Source organism: Tardiphaga sp. OK245 (assembly GCF_900108575.1).
Classification (GTDB): domain Bacteria; phylum Pseudomonadota; class Alphaproteobacteria; order Rhizobiales; family Xanthobacteraceae; genus Tardiphaga; species Tardiphaga robiniae.
In genome coordinates this window covers 1,033,091-1,052,778 of record NZ_FNWZ01000003.1, presented here as the reverse complement: position 1 = coordinate 1,052,778, position 19,688 = coordinate 1,033,091, and the positions used below count along the sequence as shown (strand labels likewise).

The following is a 19,688-nucleotide window of genomic DNA, read 5'->3' as shown; positions in this document are numbered from 1 at the left end:
CAATCATCCTCAATCTGTCTGCTGAACGAACTTTCCGTATCGTTCCACGCGTGCTCGCACGTCATTAATCTGTCGTTAATGAACCGTGAAGCGGTAACGCGTCCTTAATCGCAGTATCGCTAAGGTACCTTCGCGCGGCCTGATCTCGAGGCGTGCCGCCGTCCAGGACGGGCGTCGTTCGATACGTGTATAGCGTCGGAGTTGACATGGATATCACAACACTCGTCGGTTTTGTCGCTGGCATCATTGTGCTGTGTACCCTGGTCCTCATGGGCGGCAGCTTCGGGATGTTCTACGACATCCACGCCGTCATCATCATTTTCGGCGGTTCGTTTGCTGCGACTCTGATCCGCTTTCCGCTCTCGTCCATCCTTCATGGCATTCCGCTCGGCGCCAAATTTGCATTCACGCTGAGCCGCCTGAACGCGCGTGATCTCGTTGACGAACTCGCCCGCATCGCGGAAATCGCGAGGAAGCAGGGACCGGTCGGACTCGAAAAAGTCGAAACTGATGACGCATTCCTCGCCAAGGGAATCCGCTTCGTTGCCGACGGCTACGACCTCGAATTCATTCGCGACAATCTCGAGCGCGACCGCGACAATTTCCTCATGCATCTCGACGAAGGTTCGAAGATCTACCGCGCCATCGGCGATTGCGCCCCGGCCTTCGGCATGATCGGCACGCTGCTGGGCATGGTGCAGATGTTCTCGAACATGTCCGATCCGTCCAAGCTCGGCCCGTTCATGGCTGTCGCGCTGCTAGCGACGCTGTATGGCGCGATCGTCGGCAACCTGATCTGTTTGCCGATCGCCGACAAACTGCACGTCAAGGTGCTCGACGAGGAGACCAACCGCACACTCATCATCGACGGCATCCTGATGATCCGCGACTCGAAGAGCCCGGCGCTGGTCCGCGAAATGCTGCTGGCCTATCTGCCCGAGAAGCACCGCCATGACGAAAGTGAGCCGGTCCCAGCGTAACACACTGGAGGCAGGCTCGGAGCACGTCCGATGGCGAAGAAAAAACGCGGAGAAGCACACGGCGGCCATGGCTGGTTCGTGACCTTCGCCGACCTGATGGCGCTGCTGCTCAGCTACTTCGTCATGCTCGTCGCGTTCTCCAGCCCTGACGGCGCTAAGCTCAAGATCGTTGCCGGCTCGGTCCGTGAAGCCTTCGGCGTGCAGTCCGATGCGCGTTATTCGGGTGTGATCGAGTCCGATGGTTTGCCGACGCGCGGCCAGACGAAGAACAAGGATCACGTGTCGCCGGACGATGCGTCGAACATCACCAGTCCGAGCGAAAAGGGCGGCCGTCCCGCGGGCGCCAAGCTGAAGATGGACCGCGAATTCGCGCTCGCCTCGGCGTCACTGCGGCAAGCGCTACAGGACATGCCGGAGATTAACGAGATCTCCAAGAACATCATGTTCGAGGAAACCAAGCAGGGCCTCAATCTGGAAATCATCGACCAGAATGGCCGCTCGATGTTTGCTGACGGATCCAAGGTTCCCTATGAGCGCACACGCCTGTTGCTGCAGAAACTTGCCGGACCGCTGAAGGCGACGCCGCTGCGTGTGGCCATCGTCGGCCACACTGCTGCGGGCTTCGTACCGGCGCGCAGCGAATACGACGCATTCGATCTGTCGGCCGATCGCGCCAATGTCGTTCGACAGATTCTCGAACGGGAAGGCCTGCCGTCGTCCCATATCTTCTCGGTATCGGGCAAGGCAGACAGTCAGCCGCTATTCCCCGATGATCCGACCATGGCTGCCAACCGGCGGGTGACCATTACGCTGATGCGGGAAGACCCCCCGCTGCCGCCAAACCTCAAGCCGTAAAACAGTCAATTCCTTTTTTACTGCTCCAGCCTCTTTTTTTGCTGGGCGATGCCGATTTTTGCTGCGCTCCCGATAAGCGATCTGCGGCAGTATAGGCTAGTGTCCCGGTTGACTGGCATTGCCCGGCGCGCCATAGCCGGGTCCGGATTGTCCAGAGGCGTTACGAGCAGAATGGCCGTTACGGAAACAACAGGCGAGGGACCGATCGAAGTTCCGGTTCATACCGGGTTCTGGTCGCTCACGGTCGGCAGTATCGGCGTCGTGTTCGGCGACATCGGAACGTCGCCACTTTACGCGTTCCGCGAGGCGGTACACGGCGCAACGCATGGCGCGCCGGTGACGCCCGTCATCGTGCTCGGCGTGCTCTCGCTGATCCTGTGGGCGCTGTTCATCGTCGTCACTGCCAAATATGTGCTGTTCCTGCTGCGCGCCGACAACAATGGCGAGGGTGGAACACTGTCGCTGATGGCGCTCGGCCAGCGTGCCTTGGGTCGGCGGAGCTTGCCGCTGATGGTACTGGGCGTGATCGGCGCCTCGATGTTCATCGGCGATTCCATGATCACCCCGGCGATCTCGGTGCTTTCGGCGGTGGAAGGCCTCAAGCTCAAGGCACCTGCGCTCGAACCTTATGTCGTGCCGGTCACGGTCGCGATTCTCGTCGTGCTGTTCTCGGTACAGCGGATTGGCACCGCCAAGGTGGCCTCCGCCTTCGGGCCGGTGATGATCATCTGGTTCACGGCGCTGGCGCTGATGGGCGCCTCGCACATCTTCGATGATCCGACGGTGCTGAAGGCGATCAATCCGTATTATGCCGTGCAGTTCATGCTGACCCACGGGACCATCGGTCTGGTGACCCTGGGCGCCGTCTTCCTCGCCGTGACCGGCGGCGAGGCGCTCTATGCTGATCTTGGCCATTTCGGTCGCAGGCCAATTCAGTACGGCTGGTTCTTCTTCGTGCTGCCGGCGTTGATGATCAATTATTTCGGGCAGGGCGCGCTCGTGCTGTCGAACCCGGCCGCGATCGAAAATCCGTTCTATCGGATGGCACCGGAATCAATGCTGTTGCCATTGATCGCGCTGGCGACGGCTGCCACCGTGATCGCAAGCCAGGCGGTGATCACCGGCGCCTATTCACTGGTGCGTCAGGCGGTGCAGCTTGGGCTGCTGCCGCGCTTTGAAGTGCGCTTCACCTCCGAGACCCATGCCGGCCAGATCTATTTGCCTCGGGTCAATCGTTTGCTGCTGATCGGCGTGCTGCTGCTGGTGCTGCTGTTCAAATCGTCGAGCGGTCTGGCCTCGGCCTATGGCATCGCGGTCTCCACCACCATGGTGGCCGATGGCATCATGGGCTTTGTGGTGATCTGGAAGCTGTGGAACTGGAAGGCCGCGACTGCCGCTGCGATCATCGCGCCGCTGGTGTTCGTCGATCTGGCCTTCCTCAGCGCCAATCTCCTGAAACTGCTGGAAGGCGCCTGGGTGCCGTTGCTGTTCGGCGTGCTGATGGCTGGCATGATCTGGACCTGGCGCCGCGGTGCGGCGATCCTGATCACTAAGACGCGCCGTATCGAAGTGCCGCTGCGCGATCTTATCAAGAGTCTGGAAAAGCGCCCCCCGCATATCGTGAAGGGCACCGCGGTGTTTCTCACCAGCGATCCCGAATTCGTGCCGACGGCGCTGCTGCATAATCTGAAGCACAACAAGGTTCTGCACGAACACAATGTGATCCTGACCATCGAGACTGCGCAAACGCCGAAGGTCGATCTGGCCGAACGCGTTCGCATGGAGAATATCAGCGACAAATTCTCGATGGTGAAGCTGCGTTTCGGCTTCATGGAATCGCCGAACGTGCCCAAGGCGCTGGTTGTCGCGCGCAAGCTCGGCTGGCAATTCGACATCATGGCGACGTCGTTCTTCGTGTCGCGGCGCTCACTGAAGCCATCGGCGCAATCGGGCATGCCGCTGTGGCAGGATCATCTGTTCATCGCGCTCAGCCGCTCGGCGAACGACGCCACCGACTATTTCCAGATCCCCACCGGACGCGTGGTGGAGGTCGGTACTCAGGTGACGATCTAAGCATCTTTTGTCATGTCCGGTTCCCCGATTTGCGCTATAACGAGTGTGATCATCGGGGCCGGGAACGGCCTCGCTGCCCCGCTGTTCAGAGACCTGCGATTCAGAAGTCTTCGAGGCCGTTTCCATGACCATCGATAGCGCATCTCCCGCCGCGGCATCCCCGGCGGACCCTACCCATGGGCACTCGACGGCCAGCTTCGGCTCGCTCGTCATGGGCAGTATCGGTGTCGTCTATGGCGACATCGGCACCAGCCCGCTTTACGCGCTCCGTGAGGCGCTGGTCGCGGCCGGGGGCCACAAGGCGCCCGGCATCGACAATGAAGCAATCCTGGGCGTCCTCTCGCTGATCCTGTGGGCCCTGATCATCGTCGTGACGCTCAAATATGTCGTGCTGCTGCTGCGCGCCGACAATAACGGCGAGGGTGGCCCGCTGGCCCTGATGGCGCTGGCCCAGCGCGCGATCGGATCGAGCGGGCCGGTGGTGGTGATGCTCGGCATCATCGCCGCGGCGTTGTTCTATGGCGACGCGGTGATTACGCCGGCGCTGTCCGTGCTCTCGGCCATCGAGGGCGTTAAGCTCGTCACCACCGCCTTCGATCCCTATGTTGTACCGCTCACCATCGTGATCCTTGTGGCGCTTTTCGCCGTGCAATCGCGTGGCACTGCGAAGGTCGCGACGTTCTTCGGACCGATCATGTGCCTATGGTTCATCGTGATCGCGGTAGCGGCCATTCCGCAGATCGTGAAGCATCCTGAAGTGCTCGCGGCACTCAATCCCGTGCATGCGATCTACTTCATGTTCCATCACGGGATTATCGCCTTCGTGACGTTGGGCGCAGTGTTTCTCGCCGTGACCGGCGCCGAAGCGCTCTATGCCGATCTCGGCCATTTCGGCAAAAAGCCGATCCAGTTGGCCTGGCTGTTTCTCGTGCTGCCATCGCTGGCCATCAACTATTTCGGCCAGGCTGCGCTGGTGATGCATGATCCCACCGCGCTCGAAAATCCGTTCTATCTGATGTTTCCCGACTGGGCGCTGATACCCATGGTGATCCTCGCGGCGACTGCCACCGTGATTGCGAGTCAGGCCGTGATCACGGGCGCCTATTCGCTGACGCAGCAGGCGATCCAGCTTGGCCTGCTGCCGCGTTTCGAAATCCGGCACACATCGGAGACGCATTCCGGCCAGATCTACATTCCGCGCGTCAATATGCTGCTGTTCATCGCTGTGATCGTGCTTGTCGTGCTGTTCAAGTCATCGAGCTCGCTGGCCTCGGCCTATGGCATCTCGGTCACTGGCACCATGGTCGTCACTGCGATGATGGGCTTTGTGGTGATCTGGCGCGGCTGGAAGTGGTCGCCGATCGCTGCTGCGGCGCTGATCGTGCCGTTTCTGGTGATCGACGTAACGTTCCTCACCGCGAACCTCTTGAAGGTGTTCGACGGCGGCTGGGTGCCGCTGGTGATGGGCGGCGTGATCATTCTCATGATGTATACGTGGCGGCGCGGCAGCCGCCTGCTGTTCGAGAAGTCGCGCAAGCTGGAGTTTCCGCTGGCCGATCTCGTGGCCATGTTGGAGAAACGTCCGCCGCAGCGCGTGGCCGGCACGGCGGTATTTCTCACCAGCGATCCGCAGAGTGCGCCGACGGCGCTGATGCATAGTCTGAAACACTACAAAGTGCTTCACGAGAAGAACGTTATTCTCACCATCGAAACCGCACCGACGCCGCGCATCGATCCGAGCGAACGCGTGCGCATGGAAGAGATCAGCGCGACCTTCTCGAAGATCACACTCCGCTTCGGCTTCATGGAATCGCCGAATGTGCCGAAATCCCTGGCGATTGCGCGCAAGACCGGCTGGCAGTTCGACATCATGTCGACCTCGTTCTTCCTCTCGCGCAGGGCGCTGAAGCCTGCGGTGCATTCCGGCATGCCGCGCTGGCAGGATCATCTGTTCATCGCGCTCAGCCGCACCGCCAATGACGCGACCGACTATTTCCAGATCCCCACGGGGAGGGTGGTCGAGGTGGGTACGCAGGTGACTATCTAGGCCTGATCCCGAAAAGTGGGCTTGCGGTTTTCGGGCAAGATCAGGCCCGACAATAAGCTCTTCCGGCGCTTGATTTTCGCCGCGCGAGAGGCGACGTTGGCGCCCGAAAACAGGGGCGTTTCCGCCCCTTCGCATTCGCTCCGGACACCGGGGCGGCAGGAGGTTGTTGTGGCAGGCGAAGCTCATACCGTTCACGATTTGACGCCCGAGGAAGTGTCCAAGGGGATCACTGAAGGCAAGTATTTGCTGGTTGACGTGCGCGAGCCCAACGAGGTCGCGGTCGAGGCCTACCCGGATGCCGTCGTTGTGCCGCTGTCGGGCTTCGATAGCGCCGATCTGCCCGATCCTGCGGGCAAGCAGATCGTCTTCGCATGTCGCTCCGGCAAGCGCTCGGTGACGGCCTCGCTGGCCGCGCAGGCCGATGGCCTTGCCTATGACAAGCACCTCGCCGGTGGAATCCTTGGATGGAAGGCCGCAGGCCTGCCGACAAAGGTTGGCTGATCGCTCGATGAACAAGATCTTCTCTGAGCTGCCCGTCACGGTGTTCGAGGCGATGTCGCAGCTTGCGCGCGATCACAACGCCATCAATCTCGGGCAGGGCTTTCCCGATCATCCCGGTCCCGGCGATATCCGTCAGGCGGCCGCCGATGCTGTGCTGAACGGCTATAACCAGTATCCGTCGATGATGGGCATCCCGGAGCTACGTCAGGCGATCGCCACGCATTACCAGCACTGGCACAAGCTCTCGCTTGATCCGATGACGGAGGTCATGGTGACCTCCGGCGGTACCGAGGCATTGACCTCGTCGATCCTCGCGGTGGTCGAGCCCGGCGACGAAGTCGTGTGCTTCCAGCCGGTCTACGATTCTTATTTGCCGATCATCCGGCAGGCCGGCGGCATTCCGCGTCTGGTCAGCCTCAAGCCGCCGCATTGGCGTCTCACGGAAGAAGATCTCCGCGCGGTCTTCAATCACAAGACCAAGGCCGTGCTGTTCAACAGCCCGCTCAACCCGGCTGCGGTGGTGTCGCCGCGCGAGGATCTCGAACTGCTGGCGAAGTTCTGTCAGGAATTCGATACGATCGCGATCTGCGACGAAGTCTGGGAACATGTGACCTTCGACGGCCACGACCATATCCCGCTGATCACCATTCCCGGCATGCGCGATCGCACCATCAAGGTCGGCTCGGCCGGCAAGATCTTCTCGCTCACCGGCTGGAAGATCGGCTTCGTCTGTGCCGCGCCGCATCTGTTGCGCGTCTGCGCCAAGGTGCATCAGTTCCTGACCTTCACGACCGCGCCGAACCTGCAGGTTGCGGTCGCCTATGGCCTCGGCAAGTCCGACGATTACTTCAAGCAGATGCGCAACGAGCTTTCGCGTAGCCGCGATCGGCTGGCCGCGGGTCTGGAGAGCATCGGCTTTCCCGTTATCAAGTCGCAGGGCACGTACTTTCTCACAGTCGATCTGTCGCCGCTCGGGTTGAACGAGACTGACGAAGAGTTCTGCCGCCGTCTCGTCTACGACTACAAGGTCGCGGCGATTCCGGTGTCGGCCTTTTATGAGCAGGACAAGGTGACCTCGGTGGTGCGTTTCTGTTTCGCCAAGAACGACGCAACGCTCGATACCGCGCTGGAACGCCTGTCCAACGCCGTTCATCGCCGCTAGAGGAAGTTGATGCGCATGGGCAAGCAGGGGGGCGCGTGGGTCGTCGGAGCGGCGCTGCTGTGGTCCTTGCCGGTGCAGGCGCAAGACCAGAAGGCAGAGCGCGTCGTCAACTTCTACAACTGGTCGAACTACATGGCGCCCGGTGTGCTGGAGGCCTTCACCAGGGAGACCGGCATCAAGGTCGTCTATGACACCTTCGATGCCAACGAGACGCTGGAGACGCGTCTCCTGGCCGGCAAATCCGGCTACGATGTCGTGGTGCCGACAGCTTATTTCCTGCAGCGCCAGATTACCGCAAAGGTGTTCCAGAAGCTCGACAAGGCGAAGCTGCCGAACCTCGCCAATGCCTGGCCGGAGGTGACGAAGCGCCTTGCGATCTACGATCCCGGCAATCAGTTTGCCGCGAACTACATGTGGGGCACCACTGGCATCGGCTACAACGTCAAGCAGGTCGCGAAAATCCTCGGGCCTGACGCGAAGATCGACAGCTGGGACATCGTCTTCAAGCCGGAGAACCTTGCGAAGTTCAAGGATTGCGGCGTCCATATGCTGGATTCCGCCGATGACATCCTGCCGGCCGCGCTGAACGCGTTGGGTCTCGATCCGAACTCGACCAAGCAGCCGGATCTCGAAAAGGCGGCCGATCTCGTCGGCAAGATCAGAGGCAATGTTCGCAAGTTTCACTCGTCCGAATATCTGAGCGCGCTGGCGACCGGCGAGATCTGTCTCGTGGTTGGCTGGTCGGGGGACATCATTCAGGCGCGTGCGCGGGCGGATGAAGCGAAGAACGGCGTCGAGATCGGCTATGCGGTGCCGAAGGAGGGCGCGCAGATGTTCTTCGACAATCTGGCGATCCCGGCCGATGCGAAGAACGTCAATGAGGCCTATGAGTTGATCAATTACCTCTACCGGCCAGATGTTGCGGCGAAGAATTCGGATTTTCTCGGCTATGCCAATGGCAATCTCGCCAGCCAGAAGCTGATCGATCCGAAGATCCTGAACGACAAGACGATCTATCCGGATGAGGCGATGCTGCAGAAGCTGTTCGTCATTACGGCGCGCGATCCGGCCACACAGCGCGTGATCAACCGCTTATGGACGAAGGTGAAGACGGGACGCTGAGCGTTATCGCCAGCGCCGATGCAGCCACAGCCACTGCTCGGGATATTCCCGGATCCAGCCTTCCAGCACTGACGTTACCGCCTGCATCGTGCCCTGAACGTCGACCTTGCCATTGGCATCGCGCACCGGTTTTACCTCTTCGGAGACTTCGATGCGGAAGCGATGATCGGGCAGGCGGATGATACGAACACCGTGGATCGGGCAATCGACCTGACGCAACAGCCGCGCCAGCATCGGATTGGCATTGGTCTTGCGGCCGAAGAAATCCACCGGGACGCCATTGGTGAACCATTGATCCACCAGCATGGCGACGTGCTTGCCCTCGTTCAGCGCGTGCCCGAGCTTGAGCGGTGCGTCATGGCTGGCCGGGATGAGATTGCCCATGTTGATCGCGCGCGTCTGATGAATGGCGCGGTCTGCGGCGGCGCTGTTCGGCCGGCGATAGAGCACGGCGGCGTCGAGGCCGTGGGCCACGGCGGCGAGCGCAGGAATTTCCCAATTGCCGAGATGGCTGGCGAAAATCAGTGCCGGCTTGCCGTCGTCGCGCAGTTGATCGAAAATCTCGCCGGTGCGCGCGGAGAATTCGACATTGCTCGGCTTGGTCGGATTGGCCGGGTCATAGTCCCAGATCTTGTCGAGATGCGCGAATTCCGCACCGATGCGCCCCATGTTGTCCCAGACACCCGCGAGAATCTTCTCGATCTCTTCCGGTGATTTCTCGGGGAAGGCGGCGGTGAGATTGGCGCGGCCGATCTTGTCTTCGCGAAACAGCGGGCCGATGCGCTGGGTGATCTTGCCGAACCGGTTGGCGGTCTTGACTGGATCGAAATAGCGCGTGGTCCGCAGGATGCCGATCGTCAGTGCGCCGACAGCAGCGTCGCCTGCAGGCTTCAGGGCATCGCGAATGCGGGCCTTGGTGCGAAGCAGCAGGCGGAGCATCAGAAGTGAACGATGATCTTGCCGAACACCTGGCGGGTTTCCATCCGCTTCAGCGCGGTCTCGACATCGTTGATCGGCACTTCGGTATCGATCACCGGCAGCATGCCGTCGGCCATCTTGTCGAGGCTCTCGGCAATGTTCTTCATGGTGGCGCCGAACGATCCGAAGATGCGGTATTGCTGCTGGAATAGCTGCATCAGGTTGATCGTCGTGGTCGGGCCCGAGGTCGAACCGCAGGTGACCAGACGGCCGCCGCGCTTCATCACCAGCAGCGAACCATTGAAGGTGTCAGCGCCGACGTGTTCGAACACGACATCGACGCCCTTTTTCTTGGTGATCTTGCGCGTCTCGCCCTCGAAGCGATCCTTGCGATAGTTGATGACGTGGTCGGCGCCGAGGGCCTTCACGCCTTCGATTTTGGAATCGTCGCCCACGGTGGTGATCACGGTGCAGCCGATCTTCTTTGCCATCATGATGGCGACGGTGCCGATGCCGGAACCGCCGGCATGGACGAGAATGGTTTCGCCGGGCTGCAGCTTGGCATTGTCGAACAGCATGTGCTGCACGGTCGAGAAGGCGATCGGGGCGCAGGCGGCGTCGCGGAAGCTGATGCCGTCAGGGACAGGGATCACCAGACGCGCCGGCATGTTCATCAGTTCGCGCGAGAAGCCATCGATGTGGAAGCCATAGAGGCCACCGACGTTCTCGCAGAAATTGTCACGGCCTTCCTGGCAGGCCTTGCAGTGGCCGCAGGTCAGCGCGCCATACATCACGACTTTCTGGCCGGGCTTTACATGGGTGACGCCTTCGCCGACGGCGGCGACTTCGCCCGAGGCTTCGGCGCCGATCGACAGCGGCAGCTTGCGCTTGGCGAAGGCCATGCCGCGGAAGCCCCAGACGTCGATATGGTTCAGGCCGACAGCCTTGACGCTGATCTGCACTTCGCCGGCAGCAGGCGGCGGGGGCGGCGGCACGTCGACGACGACAAGCTCACGATCGGCAACAAGATTGAGCGCACGCATGAACCGCGTCTCCGGCAAGAAAGGTTGATTTCGGATGGCCTGCGTATCGCCGGTTCACGTCATGACGTCAACCGGCGAGGGGCGGCCAACGGGGCCGGGGAGCCTTAAACGGGCTCGCCGGTGAGGATTAGCGAGGCATTCTGGCCGCCAAAGCCGAAGGAATTCGACATCACGGCCGTCACGCGTGCATCGCGGGCGGTATTGGGAACCACGTCGAACGGAATGGCCGGATCGGGAACATCGTAATTGATCGTCGGCGGGATCCGCTGGTGTTCCAGGGTGAGCAGCGAGAACACGGCCTCGACTGCGCCGGCGGCGGAGAGCGTGTGGCCGACCATGGACTTGTTCGACGAGACCGGAATTTCCTTGGCGCGTTCACCGAACACGCTGGAAATGCCGAGATACTCCATCTTGTCGTTTTCCGGCGTGCCGGTGCCGTGGGCGTTGATGTAGTCGATCTGGTCGGATGTCAGACCGGCGTCCACCAGCGCGTTGTTCACGCAGCCGATGATCGGCTTGCCGTCCGGGCTGGAACGGGTGCGGTGGAAGGAGTCCGCGAGTTCGCCGCAACCGGCGACAATGCCGAGGATCTTGGCGCCGCGCGCGGTGGCGGCTTCCAGACTTTCCAGCACCAGCGCACCGGCGCCTTCGGCCATCACGAAACCATCGCGGTTCTTGGCGAAGGGACGGACAGCTTTCTGCGGCGGGTCGTTATGGGTCGAGAGTGCCGATAGCAGCGAGAAGCGGATCAGCGCTTCCGGGTTCACCGAACCGTCGGTGGCCACGCACAGCGCCGCATCGGCTTCGCCGCGGCGGATCGCTTCGACGCCGAGCTGGATCGCAGTGGCGCCGGAGGCACAAGCGGTCGACAGCGAGATCGGCGAGCCCTTGGTGCCGAACGTGTCCGCGAGATGGTCGGCGACCGAGCCGAACAGGAAGCGGCGGTGATACTGAACGAACTTGCCGCCACCAGCGACGCGCAGCAGCGTGTCGTAATTGATATCGCTATTGGCGCCAGCGGCCTTTGCCAGCACCTGGCGCTGCGGCCATTCGACTTCGACCGGCGCAACCGCGAGGAACAGCGGGCCGGGGAAGTCGCCCTTGCTGCCGATATTGGCCTGCGCGATGGCTTCCTCGGTGACGAGTTCGCCGAGCTTTTCGGAGAGGTCGGTGGAGGAAAACGGCTCGACCGGCACGAAATCGATCGTGCCTGCCATCGTCGTCTTCATGCCATCGGTGGGAAAACGCGTGATGGTGCGAATGCCGGACTCGCCAGCAGTGAGCTTGGCCCAGTTGTCTTCCTTGCCGGCGCCGAGCGATGTCGCAACACCCATGCCCGTGACGACAACGATCGGTCGGCCGAATTTATCGCGCGTTGCAGTCATGCTCTCTCCGTCGGCCGCGTCGACCGCTTAACTTGAGCATGATTCCGAAAAGTGGATGCCGGTTTTCGGATAAGATCTTGCTCAAACATAAGAAAAATCTAGAGCCCAGGTGGGTTCTAGACGGCTTCAACCAGCGCCATGCCTTCGCCGCGCCAGTGGCCGGCGCCGATCACCACAATCTGGGTGGGCTTGCCGGACTTTTCAATCTCGAGGCCGGTTGAATCGTTCGGCGGAAACATTGCGCCGCGCGAGATCGCCAACGCCGCAAGGCCGAGGCCAAGCGGGAATTGGGTTTCGAGCGTATGACCGAAGAGAGTGCCGGTGCCGCGGATGGCGACATCCGCATGATCCTTCAGGAAGGCGCGCTCTTCCGATGTCACGGGTTCCGCGCCGGTCGCGCCGGTGATGATCGCAGCGTCGCTCTTCGCGCCGAGCTTCGACCACAACCCCTGCAGCGAAGCGGTGACTTCGCCGGGAGTCTTGCGACGGGCATGATCGGCGACCACGCTCTTGAGACGTGCGAGAGGCTTGGCACCGCGCGCTTCTGCATGCGCCCTGGATTCGATGACGAGGAATGCGCCGGCAGAGCCGAGCGCAAAGCCCGAATTCGCCTCGCGTGCCCACACGGTCTCGAATTTGTTCTTCAGGTTGAAGTCGTCGAATTCGTATAGCAGCAGCAGGTCCTTGCGCTCACCATTATGTGCGGCGCCGATCAGCGCGATGTCGCTCTGGCCGTCAGCGATGCGGGCCAGTGCGATGCGCGCGGCGTCCACGCCAGCCGCTTCCTCGCCCATGAAGGTACGGGACGAACCGGTGACGCCGTGCACGATGGCGATATTGCCGGCGAGCAGGTTGGAGAGCTGCGCCAGAAACAGAGTCGGCCTGAGGTCGTTGAGCAGTTTTTCGTTGAGCAGGCCCGGTGTCGCAGCGCCATAGCCGTCCGAATTCAGGATACCGGAATCGACAGCCAGGTCGCGCTCACCGCCACCGGCGGCAACGATCATGTCCATCCTCGACAGGATGTCCTTGTTGCCTTTGACGCCAGCTGAATCCAGCGCGAGGCCGGCGGCATAGGTGCCGATCCGCTGCCAGGCTTCCATCTGACGCTGATCGCCCTTCTTGGGGATCTGCGCGTCGTATGAGACCGGCGCGAGGGGGTGGACGATGTTCGGAGCGAAGCCGGTTTCATCGACGTTGATGCGCTTGTTGTTCAACGCATCCCAATGCGCGTCAGGGCCTTCGCCCAATGACGTGGCGAGGCCAATGCCGGTGATCCACGCTTCCACCGGCTCGGATGTCATCGGTCGGGTTTCAGCCATTGGTGATCGCCTGTAGGGGAAATCCGATGCGCTCGGCCACGATGTCCATGTGTCCGCGCAGATCCGGATGGGGGAACGGGACGGTCTTGAAGGTGAGCTGCGCGTTGCAGGTCAGCTTGCCGTCGACCTTGATCTTGACAGTGGTCATGTAGAAGCCGTCGCCTTCGTGCAGCACGCTGGCGTTGATGTCCAGCTTCGTGCCGGGCGTGATGAAGGTACGCATCTTGGCTTCCTTCACCGCGGCGAGGAAGGGCATGCGCTCGAACTTCATCAGCGCGATCAGCAGCCAGCCCGAAGTCTGCGCCATCGACTCGATCAGCAGCACGCCGGGCATCAGTGGGTAGCCCGGGAAGTGGCCCTCGAAGATGGTGCTGGTCTCGGGAACGTTGGCTTCGACCGTGATCGTCCGTTCGCCGACATTGAGGTCGGTGATGCGGTCGATCAGGTGAAAATATTCGAGGTTCATGGCGGGGCGTTACGCGCCCTTGGCCGCGACCAATTCGTCGATGCGCGCGCTGAGGTTCTTCAGGACGAAATACTGCTCGGTGGTCGCCTTGCCGTCATTGACCTCCTGGGTCCATTTTTCGAGCGGCAGCTTGATCCCGAACGCCTTGTCGATCGCAAAAGCGATATCCAGGAAGTCGAGGCTGTCGATCCCCAGATCGTCGATGGCGTGGCTTTCCGGTGTGATCGTGTCGCGGGGAATGTCGCAAGTCTCGGCGATGATTGTGGCGACCTGATCGAATGTGGAGGACATTACTAAGCCTTTGATATATTGAAGATAATGTTCGATCGGCGCGCGCAAAGACAGGGCTTCGCCCCGGGGCAGTCCCGGTCCGCCGTATAGAGTCGATTGCCCGTATATCGGAGCGGGGGCGGCAGTTCAATGCAGTTGAGCGCCCGCTCACCAGCCCCTGTGGGCTGTGGAAAGAGGGTTTGGCGCGCCTCAGCCGTGCGGCGCAACAATATGGGCGCAGTCCCGGCGGCCCATCAACACGCAATCCTGGGTTTTGCGGAGATCGGCAATGCTGACCGCGAGCCAGATCCCGACACCCACAAGGATCACCGTGAAGCCGAAGGCTGCGCTATTGGCCAGCATCCGGTGACGGAAGTCGTCGGGGTCGTCCTGTGCCTGTTGATAGCGGGACAGGTCGCTGGCGCCGGTGGTTTGGCGACGACGGGGGTGGTCGGCGGGAGCGGTGGGATGGTGTGGCAGCGTGTCGGAGGTGCGCGGCACGAAGCGAAGCACGCGGTGCTCGTCATCTTCCCTGATAATCGGCTGCTGGGTCTTCATCGTCGTGGGTCTGCGCATGCAATGTTGCAGTCTACCACGAGGCGGCCGCTTCGCGCAGATAAAGTCCGCATGGCACGGATGCGGCAATCGTCAGAGATGACGTGGAACTGATCCGCATCGGCGTAGCGGCCATGCCATAGTTCGTTCCGGACAGACATTAGATATGGGAGGCCACATGCCCAACACACGCGAACCGTTGCTGCATCCGGTCCCGATCCTGTCGCTGCGGCCAACGCAGATGACGGTGGGCATGCGCGAAGTGAAGGAGAAGCGCAAACGCTGGCGCGCGCATAAGTCCAAGCGCAAACAGGCCGAACTGCTCGGCCAGCACATGATCCCCGTGGTGCTGGGGCCGGATCAGCGTCACTACGTGGTCGATCACCATCATCTCGCACGTGCGTTGCATGACGAAGGCGTGAAGGATGTGCTCGTCACCGTGATCGCGGATCTCACGATGGTCGATATGAAAGCCTTCTGGGGTGTGCTCGATCACCGCCGCTGGGCCTATCCCTATGACGCCAAGGGCGAGCGACGGCACTTCAAGGACATTCCGAAATCGGTGACGGGCCTGAAGGACGATCCGTTCCGCAGCCTTGCCGGTGAAATTCGCCGCGCCGGCGGCTATGCCAAGGACACCACGCCGTTCAGCGAATTCCTGTGGGCGGACCTGTTTCGCAGCCGGCTCTCCACCAAGGAGATCGACGCAGATTTCGCCAAGGCATTGGAGAAAGCGCTGGCGATCGCCAAAAGCAAGGATGCGATCTATTTGCCGGGCTGGTGCGGACCGGCGTCCGACGACTGAGGCGCATCCATTGGAACCGACGCGGGATCGCCTTTGCCGCCGAGCACGCGATGCAGGGCGCGTTCGATCCTTCCGCCGAGCAGCAGCACGAGGAAGGCGATCACCACCGAGACGGTGACGATGCGCCAATGGCCGGCGCCGCACATGATGCCGACACAGGCGGTCAGCCAGACGCAGGCGGCGCTGGTCAGGCCGCGGACACGGAAATGCCGCTCGGCATGAAAGATCACGCCGGCACCGAGAAAGCCGACGCCGGTGAGCACGCCCTGAATGACCCGGCTTCCCGCATCCGTGAAGCCGCCTTTGCCGAGCGGATCGGCCAGCACTACGATCATGGCAGTCGCCAGGCTGACGAGCCCCAGCGTGCGCACGCCCACGGGCTTGCCGTGCAGATCGCGGTTGAGGCCGATGGCGCTGCCGACGAGGGCGGCGATGCCGAGACGTAGGATGATGTCCGTCCAGTCCAGCAATGCGAGATCCTTCTAAACCCGTGCCACTATTTCGGCAGCCGGCCCATCATATAGAATTCGTCATTCGGCTTCATGTTGGTGACATTGGCCATCCGGTTCGAGAGCGCGAAGAAGGCCGAGATCGCGGTGATGTCCCAGATATCGTCGTCGCTGAAGCCGTGGCCGGAGACCTCGGCAAAATCCTGCTCGCCGATGGTCTCGGCGGACCGGCTCACTTTCATGGCGAAATCCAGCATCGCACGCTGCTTCGGCGTGATGTCGGCCTTGCGGTAGTTGACGGCGATCTGGTCGGCGATGGTCGGGTTCTTGGCGCGAATGCGCAGGATCGCACCATGCGCGATGACGCAATAATGGCACTGGTTGGCGGCTGACGTCGCGACCACGATCATCTCACGCTCGGCCTTGGTCAGCCCGCTGTCCTTTTCCATCAGGGCGTCGTGATAGGCGAAGAACGCGCGGAATTCGTCGGGGCGATAGGCCAGCGACAGGAACACGTTTGGCACGAAGCCGGACTTTTCTTGCACGCCCATAATGCGCGTGCGGATGTCCTCGGGCAGCTTGTCGAGGGCGGGTGTCGGAAAGCGTTGCGCAATCGGCTGGGTCATCTGGCATTCCCGTGAACGTTTCTGTTTCACGAGACCATAGGCGATCACACCGTCACCGCAAAGCGCTTGCGGCATTGCATGCCGATGCGATTAGCGCAGCGGCTTCTTGAGCAGCGAGAAGCGATCCGGATCGAGGCCGAGCGAGGGTTGCAGCATTGGGGCTTCGACGCTGCGGCTCGGCGTCGCCAGGGGCCGCTCGATGAAGCCGGGATCGTTCGGTACCTCCCGATGCGAGGTGGCGCCGCGCCAGCGCTCCAGCACCGCGCTGACGAACTGCATGTCGTGACCGGCGGCGACCGAGGGCACTGTCGCGATGGTGGCTTCGGAGCGCGGCAGCTGGTGCGGCGGCACTTCCTTGAAACGCAGGCGGGTCGGCAATGCGACGCCTTCACCGAAGGCAAGGACTTCGCGCGTGCCGAGTGACGGCACGAAGGAGAGCAGGTTGGCAGCGGCATCCGACACCGCGGAGCGCAGCAGGGCCTGGTCGCGCTCGTTGGCGAGGCGCATGGCGAACAGTGTGTTGCACTGGGAAATGATCGTGGCGTCGAGTTCTGCCGGACGCTGCGTCACGAGGCCGAGATAGACGCCGTATTTGCGGCCTTCCTTGGCGATGCGCGACACTGCCTTGCGGGTCGGGCCAAAGCCGATATTGCGGTCGGCGGAGGCGTAGCGATGCGCTTCCTCGCAGACGAACAGCAGCGGCGAGGCGCCGTCGCTCCACAGGCCGAAATCGAATGCCATCCGGCAAAGCACCGACACCACGCTATCGACGACTTCCGCGGGGAAGCCGGCGAGCTGCATGATGGTCATCGGCTTGCCATTGGCGGGCAGGCGGAACAGATGGCTGATCACTTCCGCCATGGTGTCGCCGCCGACATTGGCGTTGTCGAACATGAAGGCGTAGCGCGGGTCGTTCTTCACCGCTTCGATGCGCGAGATCAGCTTGTGATACTGGATGCGCGACGAGCGGTTCTCGAGCTTGCCCATGCGCTCGTCGATCAGCGAGATCAAATCGACCAGGCGATAGGGCACCGGCGTATCGACGGTGTAGCCGATGGTCTTGGGATCGATGCGCTTGAGGCCAATGCGGTCGGCGTTCTGGTATTGCGTGTAGACGCCCTTGGCGATCGGGATGACTTCCGAGAGGATTTCGAGCTCTTCGGGCACGCCGGGGCGGCCGGCGAACAGCACGTCGACGATTTCCTCGAAATTGAACAGCCAGAATGGCAGTTTCAGATTGCGCGGGTTCAGCACCAGCGACTTATCGCCGAAGCAGCGGCCATATTCGTTATGCACGTCGAGCAGGAAAATGCGCAGATGCGGGCGCGACTTCAGGATTTCATTGAGCAGCAGCGACACGCCGGTGGATTTACCGACACCGGTGGAGCCGAGCACCGCGAAATGCTTGCTCAGCATTTCCTCGACGTCGACATAAGCGGCGACCGACTTGTCCTGCTGCAGCGTGCCCACGTTGATCTGCTCGGAGCCGGACGGCGCATAGACCGTGCGCAGATCGTGATTGCTGATCAGATCGACGATGTCGTCGATGGTGGGATAGTTGGTGACGCCGCGCTGGAATTTGGCCTTGTCTCCGTGCCCCATGATTTCGCCAAGCAGATCGACCGAGGCGCTCGCGATATACATGTCCGATGCATGCATGTTCTCGGCGGACACTTCCGTGATCATGGCAATGATGGTCGAGGAGGCGCAACGGATGCTGACGAAGCGGCCGACGGTGCCGCGCATCTCCGAGGGTGTCATCGGGTTCACGGCGAGCAAGCCGACCCGGGCCAGCGAGCCGCGAACTGAGATAATGCGCCCGAACGACGCCGCTGCGTTTAAACTGGTCATTGATGAATTCGCGTCTCACGCCCCGGTTGGGCCGACTATGCAGGTCAGGGACTGGACAAATTGTTAAGGCGCGTCCGCGGGCTATCGGTGGGCTCTGCTCGTCAAACTTGCATTGCGGAATTAGCTCCGCACTGGAACGCGGAAACTCCGGCACTGGATACCTTGTCGCTCGCGGCTGGCGATCTGGCTTTACGCGGTTTTAACCAGCCCGCGAGGTCGGCATAGGCTGGCGTCGTGACCTTGCATGGGTCGTCGTCGCCGCGTTATCTCAGCGCGGTCGCCTTCGGCCGTGCACGGACCTCTCATGCGCATCGATTTTCCCGGCCTGCAGGCGTTTCTGAGCATCGCGGAGCGGGGCAGCTTCTCTCGCGCGGCCGCGCACCTCAATCTGTCGCAGACGGCGCTGAGCCACCGGATCAAGAAGCTGGAAGAGGATCTCGGCTTTCAGCTGCTCGCGCGGACCACGCGGCAGGTGGCACTGACCCCCGCCGGGCTGGAACTGCTGCCGACTGCGCGGCGGATGATCGGGGAGTTGTCCGATTCCATCGATCTTCTGCGGGCACGGGGCCGAAAGCGGCAGGAGCACATCGCGCTCGGCTGCCTGCCGACCATCGCCGCCTATCATCTGCCGCGGGTGCTGAAGCAGTTCAATGCGGTGCACCCGGGGATTTCGATCAAAATCCACGATAACTCAGCCAGCGAGATCGCCACACTGGTGCAGTCCGGCCAGGCCGAGTTCGGCATCACGATCACGGCGACCAATATATGGGATCTGGCTGTCACCCCGCTGATCAAGGAGCGCTTCGTCCTGTTGTGCACGAAGGATCATGCCTTTGCGCAACGTAAGTTCGTGGCTTGGTCGCATCTCGAGGATATGCCGCTGATCCGTATCAGCCCGCAGGCCGGCAATAGGGCCCTGATCGACGACGCGCTTGGCCATCGCCGTGATAAGCTGAACTGGCGCTATGAGGTGCAGCATCTGCAGACGGCGGTAGGTATGGTGTTCGAGAAGCTCGGCATCGCCGTGGTGCCCAGTATCGCAGTGGCGACGCAGGGAACTGCCGGACTTGTCGCTGTGCCGCTGCGTAATCCCAGTGTCAGCCGGACGGTCGGGATTATCGTCAAGCGCGGACAGCCGGTGAGCAAGCCGGCGCAGGCGCTGATCGATCTGACCCGGAAATACTTCCAGGCTGCGGGATAATCCGCTCGGCAGGATATATGCAGGAAACTGCACGATTATCCCAGATTTCTCATTTGTTTC

At 61.7% G+C, this 19,688-nt stretch carries 19 protein-coding genes; 9 read left to right on the top strand and 10 right to left on the bottom strand.

Going from position 1 to position 19,688, the window contains the following annotated elements; genetic code table 11:
* Positions 1 to 206: 206 nt before the first annotated feature.
* From BLW80_RS17585 to BLW80_RS17555, 7 genes are all read left to right on the top strand, one after another.
* Complete coding sequence (locus BLW80_RS17585) at positions 207 to 980, top strand: motility protein A (protein ID WP_068730581.1); 774 nt, start codon at positions 207 to 209, stop codon at positions 978 to 980.
* Positions 981 to 1,010: 30 nt separating this feature from the next.
* On the top strand, positions 1,011 to 1,835 hold the full coding sequence (locus BLW80_RS17580) for an OmpA/MotB family protein (protein WP_068730582.1): 825 nt from the start codon (positions 1,011 to 1,013) through the stop codon (positions 1,833 to 1,835).
* A gap of 171 nt (positions 1,836 to 2,006) precedes the next feature.
* On the top strand, positions 2,007 to 3,908 hold the full coding sequence (locus BLW80_RS17575; RefSeq protein WP_089267162.1) for a potassium transporter Kup: 1,902 nt from the start codon (positions 2,007 to 2,009) through the stop codon (positions 3,906 to 3,908).
* Between the two features lie 124 nt (positions 3,909 to 4,032).
* On the top strand, positions 4,033 to 5,955 hold the full coding sequence (locus BLW80_RS17570; protein WP_093758907.1) for a potassium transporter Kup: 1,923 nt from the start codon (positions 4,033 to 4,035) through the stop codon (positions 5,953 to 5,955).
* Positions 5,956 to 6,123: 168 nt separating this feature from the next.
* Entirely contained in the window at positions 6,124 to 6,456 is a 333-nt protein-coding gene (locus BLW80_RS17565; protein ID WP_093758906.1) for a rhodanese-like domain-containing protein, read from the top strand.
* 7 nt (positions 6,457 to 6,463) lie between these two features.
* Entirely contained in the window at positions 6,464 to 7,618 is a 1,155-nt protein-coding gene (locus BLW80_RS17560; RefSeq protein ID WP_093759139.1) for an aminotransferase, read from the top strand.
* 15 nt (positions 7,619 to 7,633) lie between these two features.
* Positions 7,634 to 8,740, top strand: a complete 1,107-nt coding sequence (locus tag BLW80_RS17555) for a polyamine ABC transporter substrate-binding protein (RefSeq protein ID WP_093759138.1) — start codon at positions 7,634 to 7,636, stop codon at positions 8,738 to 8,740.
* 3 nt (positions 8,741 to 8,743) lie between these two features.
* Here the strand turns inward: BLW80_RS17555 and BLW80_RS17550 are convergent, their stop codons facing one another.
* The 7 genes from BLW80_RS17550 to BLW80_RS17520 all read right to left on the bottom strand — a co-directional run bounded on the left by BLW80_RS17550 (position 8,744) and on the right by BLW80_RS17520 (position 14,699).
* Positions 8,744 to 9,679 (bottom strand): lipid A biosynthesis lauroyl acyltransferase, encoded by a 936-nt coding sequence (locus BLW80_RS17550; protein WP_093758905.1) that lies wholly within the window; start codon positions 9,677 to 9,679, stop codon positions 8,744 to 8,746.
* Positions 9,679 to 10,701, bottom strand: coding sequence for a zinc-binding dehydrogenase (locus BLW80_RS17545; RefSeq protein WP_093758904.1), 1,023 nt, complete (start codon positions 10,699 to 10,701; stop codon positions 9,679 to 9,681). The genes BLW80_RS17550 and BLW80_RS17545 overlap by 1 nt, the downstream gene beginning before the upstream one ends.
* Before the next feature lie 104 nt (positions 10,702 to 10,805).
* Entirely contained in the window at positions 10,806 to 12,086 is a 1,281-nt protein-coding gene (locus tag BLW80_RS17540; RefSeq protein WP_089267167.1) for a beta-ketoacyl-ACP synthase, read from the bottom strand.
* Between the two features lie 116 nt (positions 12,087 to 12,202).
* Positions 12,203 to 13,405 carry a beta-ketoacyl-ACP synthase gene (locus BLW80_RS17535; protein WP_093758903.1) on the bottom strand — a complete coding sequence of 401 codons (1,203 nt, stop codon included), beginning with the start codon at positions 13,403 to 13,405 and terminating at the stop codon, positions 12,203 to 12,205.
* Positions 13,398 to 13,871, bottom strand: a complete 474-nt coding sequence (locus BLW80_RS17530; protein ID WP_093758902.1) for a 3-hydroxyacyl-ACP dehydratase FabZ family protein — start codon at positions 13,869 to 13,871, stop codon at positions 13,398 to 13,400. The genes BLW80_RS17535 and BLW80_RS17530 overlap by 8 nt, the downstream gene beginning before the upstream one ends.
* A gap of 9 nt (positions 13,872 to 13,880) precedes the next feature.
* On the bottom strand, positions 13,881 to 14,162 hold the full coding sequence (locus tag BLW80_RS17525; protein ID WP_002711294.1) for an acyl carrier protein: 282 nt from the start codon (positions 14,160 to 14,162) through the stop codon (positions 13,881 to 13,883).
* A 189-nt stretch (positions 14,163 to 14,351) separates the two neighbouring features.
* A complete protein-coding gene (locus BLW80_RS17520) occupies positions 14,352 to 14,699 on the bottom strand; it encodes a hypothetical protein (RefSeq protein WP_068730592.1) in 348 nt (115 codons plus the stop codon).
* 175 nt (positions 14,700 to 14,874) lie between these two features.
* Between BLW80_RS17520 and BLW80_RS17515 the strand changes: the two genes are divergently transcribed.
* On the top strand, positions 14,875 to 15,501 hold the full coding sequence (locus tag BLW80_RS17515; protein ID WP_093758901.1) for a ParB-like protein: 627 nt from the start codon (positions 14,875 to 14,877) through the stop codon (positions 15,499 to 15,501).
* On the opposite strand, the gene BLW80_RS17510 is transcribed toward BLW80_RS17515, so the two are convergent.
* The 3 genes from BLW80_RS17510 to BLW80_RS17500 all read right to left on the bottom strand — a co-directional run bounded on the left by BLW80_RS17510 (position 15,462) and on the right by BLW80_RS17500 (position 18,427).
* Positions 15,462 to 15,971 (bottom strand): MgtC/SapB family protein, encoded by a 510-nt coding sequence (locus BLW80_RS17510; RefSeq protein ID WP_093758900.1) that lies wholly within the window; start codon positions 15,969 to 15,971, stop codon positions 15,462 to 15,464. The two genes, BLW80_RS17515 and BLW80_RS17510, sit on opposite strands and share 40 nt — an antisense overlap.
* Positions 15,972 to 15,997: 26 nt before the next feature.
* Entirely contained in the window at positions 15,998 to 16,576 is a 579-nt protein-coding gene (locus BLW80_RS17505; protein WP_089267324.1) for a peroxidase-related enzyme, read from the bottom strand.
* 90 nt (positions 16,577 to 16,666) lie between these two features.
* A complete protein-coding gene (locus tag BLW80_RS17500; protein ID WP_089267173.1) occupies positions 16,667 to 18,427 on the bottom strand; it encodes an ATP-binding protein in 1,761 nt (586 codons plus the stop codon).
* A 304-nt stretch (positions 18,428 to 18,731) separates the two neighbouring features.
* On the opposite strand from BLW80_RS17500, the gene BLW80_RS17495 reads away from it, so the two are divergent.
* Positions 18,732 to 19,628, top strand: coding sequence for a LysR family transcriptional regulator (locus tag BLW80_RS17495; RefSeq protein WP_068730595.1), 897 nt, complete (start codon positions 18,732 to 18,734; stop codon positions 19,626 to 19,628).
* Positions 19,629 to 19,688: the final 60 nt, after the last annotated feature.

Coding starts and splice junctions, on each gene's coding strand:
- BLW80_RS17585 (WP_068730581.1), top strand. CDS start 207: ATGGATATCACAACACTCGTCGGTTTTGTCGCTGGCATCATTGTGCTG.
- BLW80_RS17580 (WP_068730582.1), top strand. CDS start 1,011: ATGGCGAAGAAAAAACGCGGAGAAGCACACGGCGGCCATGGCTGGTTC.
- BLW80_RS17575 (WP_089267162.1), top strand. CDS start 2,007: ATGGCCGTTACGGAAACAACAGGCGAGGGACCGATCGAAGTTCCGGTT.
- BLW80_RS17570 (WP_093758907.1), top strand. CDS start 4,033: ATGACCATCGATAGCGCATCTCCCGCCGCGGCATCCCCGGCGGACCCT.
- BLW80_RS17560 (WP_093759139.1), top strand. CDS start 6,464: ATGAACAAGATCTTCTCTGAGCTGCCCGTCACGGTGTTCGAGGCGATG.
- BLW80_RS17555 (WP_093759138.1), top strand. CDS start 7,634: ATGGGCAAGCAGGGGGGCGCGTGGGTCGTCGGAGCGGCGCTGCTGTGG.
- BLW80_RS17550 (WP_093758905.1), bottom strand. CDS start 9,679: ATGCTCCGCCTGCTGCTTCGCACCAAGGCCCGCATTCGCGATGCCCTG.
- BLW80_RS17545 (WP_093758904.1), bottom strand. CDS start 10,701: ATGCGTGCGCTCAATCTTGTTGCCGATCGTGAGCTTGTCGTCGTCGAC.
- BLW80_RS17540 (WP_089267167.1), bottom strand. CDS start 12,086: ATGACTGCAACGCGCGATAAATTCGGCCGACCGATCGTTGTCGTCACG.
- BLW80_RS17535 (WP_093758903.1), bottom strand. CDS start 13,405: ATGGCTGAAACCCGACCGATGACATCCGAGCCGGTGGAAGCGTGGATC.
- BLW80_RS17530 (WP_093758902.1), bottom strand. CDS start 13,871: ATGAACCTCGAATATTTTCACCTGATCGACCGCATCACCGACCTCAAT.
- BLW80_RS17525 (WP_002711294.1), bottom strand. CDS start 14,162: ATGTCCTCCACATTCGATCAGGTCGCCACAATCATCGCCGAGACTTGC.
- BLW80_RS17520 (WP_068730592.1), bottom strand. CDS start 14,699: ATGAAGACCCAGCAGCCGATTATCAGGGAAGATGACGAGCACCGCGTG.
- BLW80_RS17515 (WP_093758901.1), top strand. CDS start 14,875: ATGCCCAACACACGCGAACCGTTGCTGCATCCGGTCCCGATCCTGTCG.
- BLW80_RS17505 (WP_089267324.1), bottom strand. CDS start 16,576: ATGACCCAGCCGATTGCGCAACGCTTTCCGACACCCGCCCTCGACAAG.
- BLW80_RS17500 (WP_089267173.1), bottom strand. CDS start 18,427: ATGACCAGTTTAAACGCAGCGGCGTCGTTCGGGCGCATTATCTCAGTT.
- BLW80_RS17495 (WP_068730595.1), top strand. CDS start 18,732: ATGCGCATCGATTTTCCCGGCCTGCAGGCGTTTCTGAGCATCGCGGAG.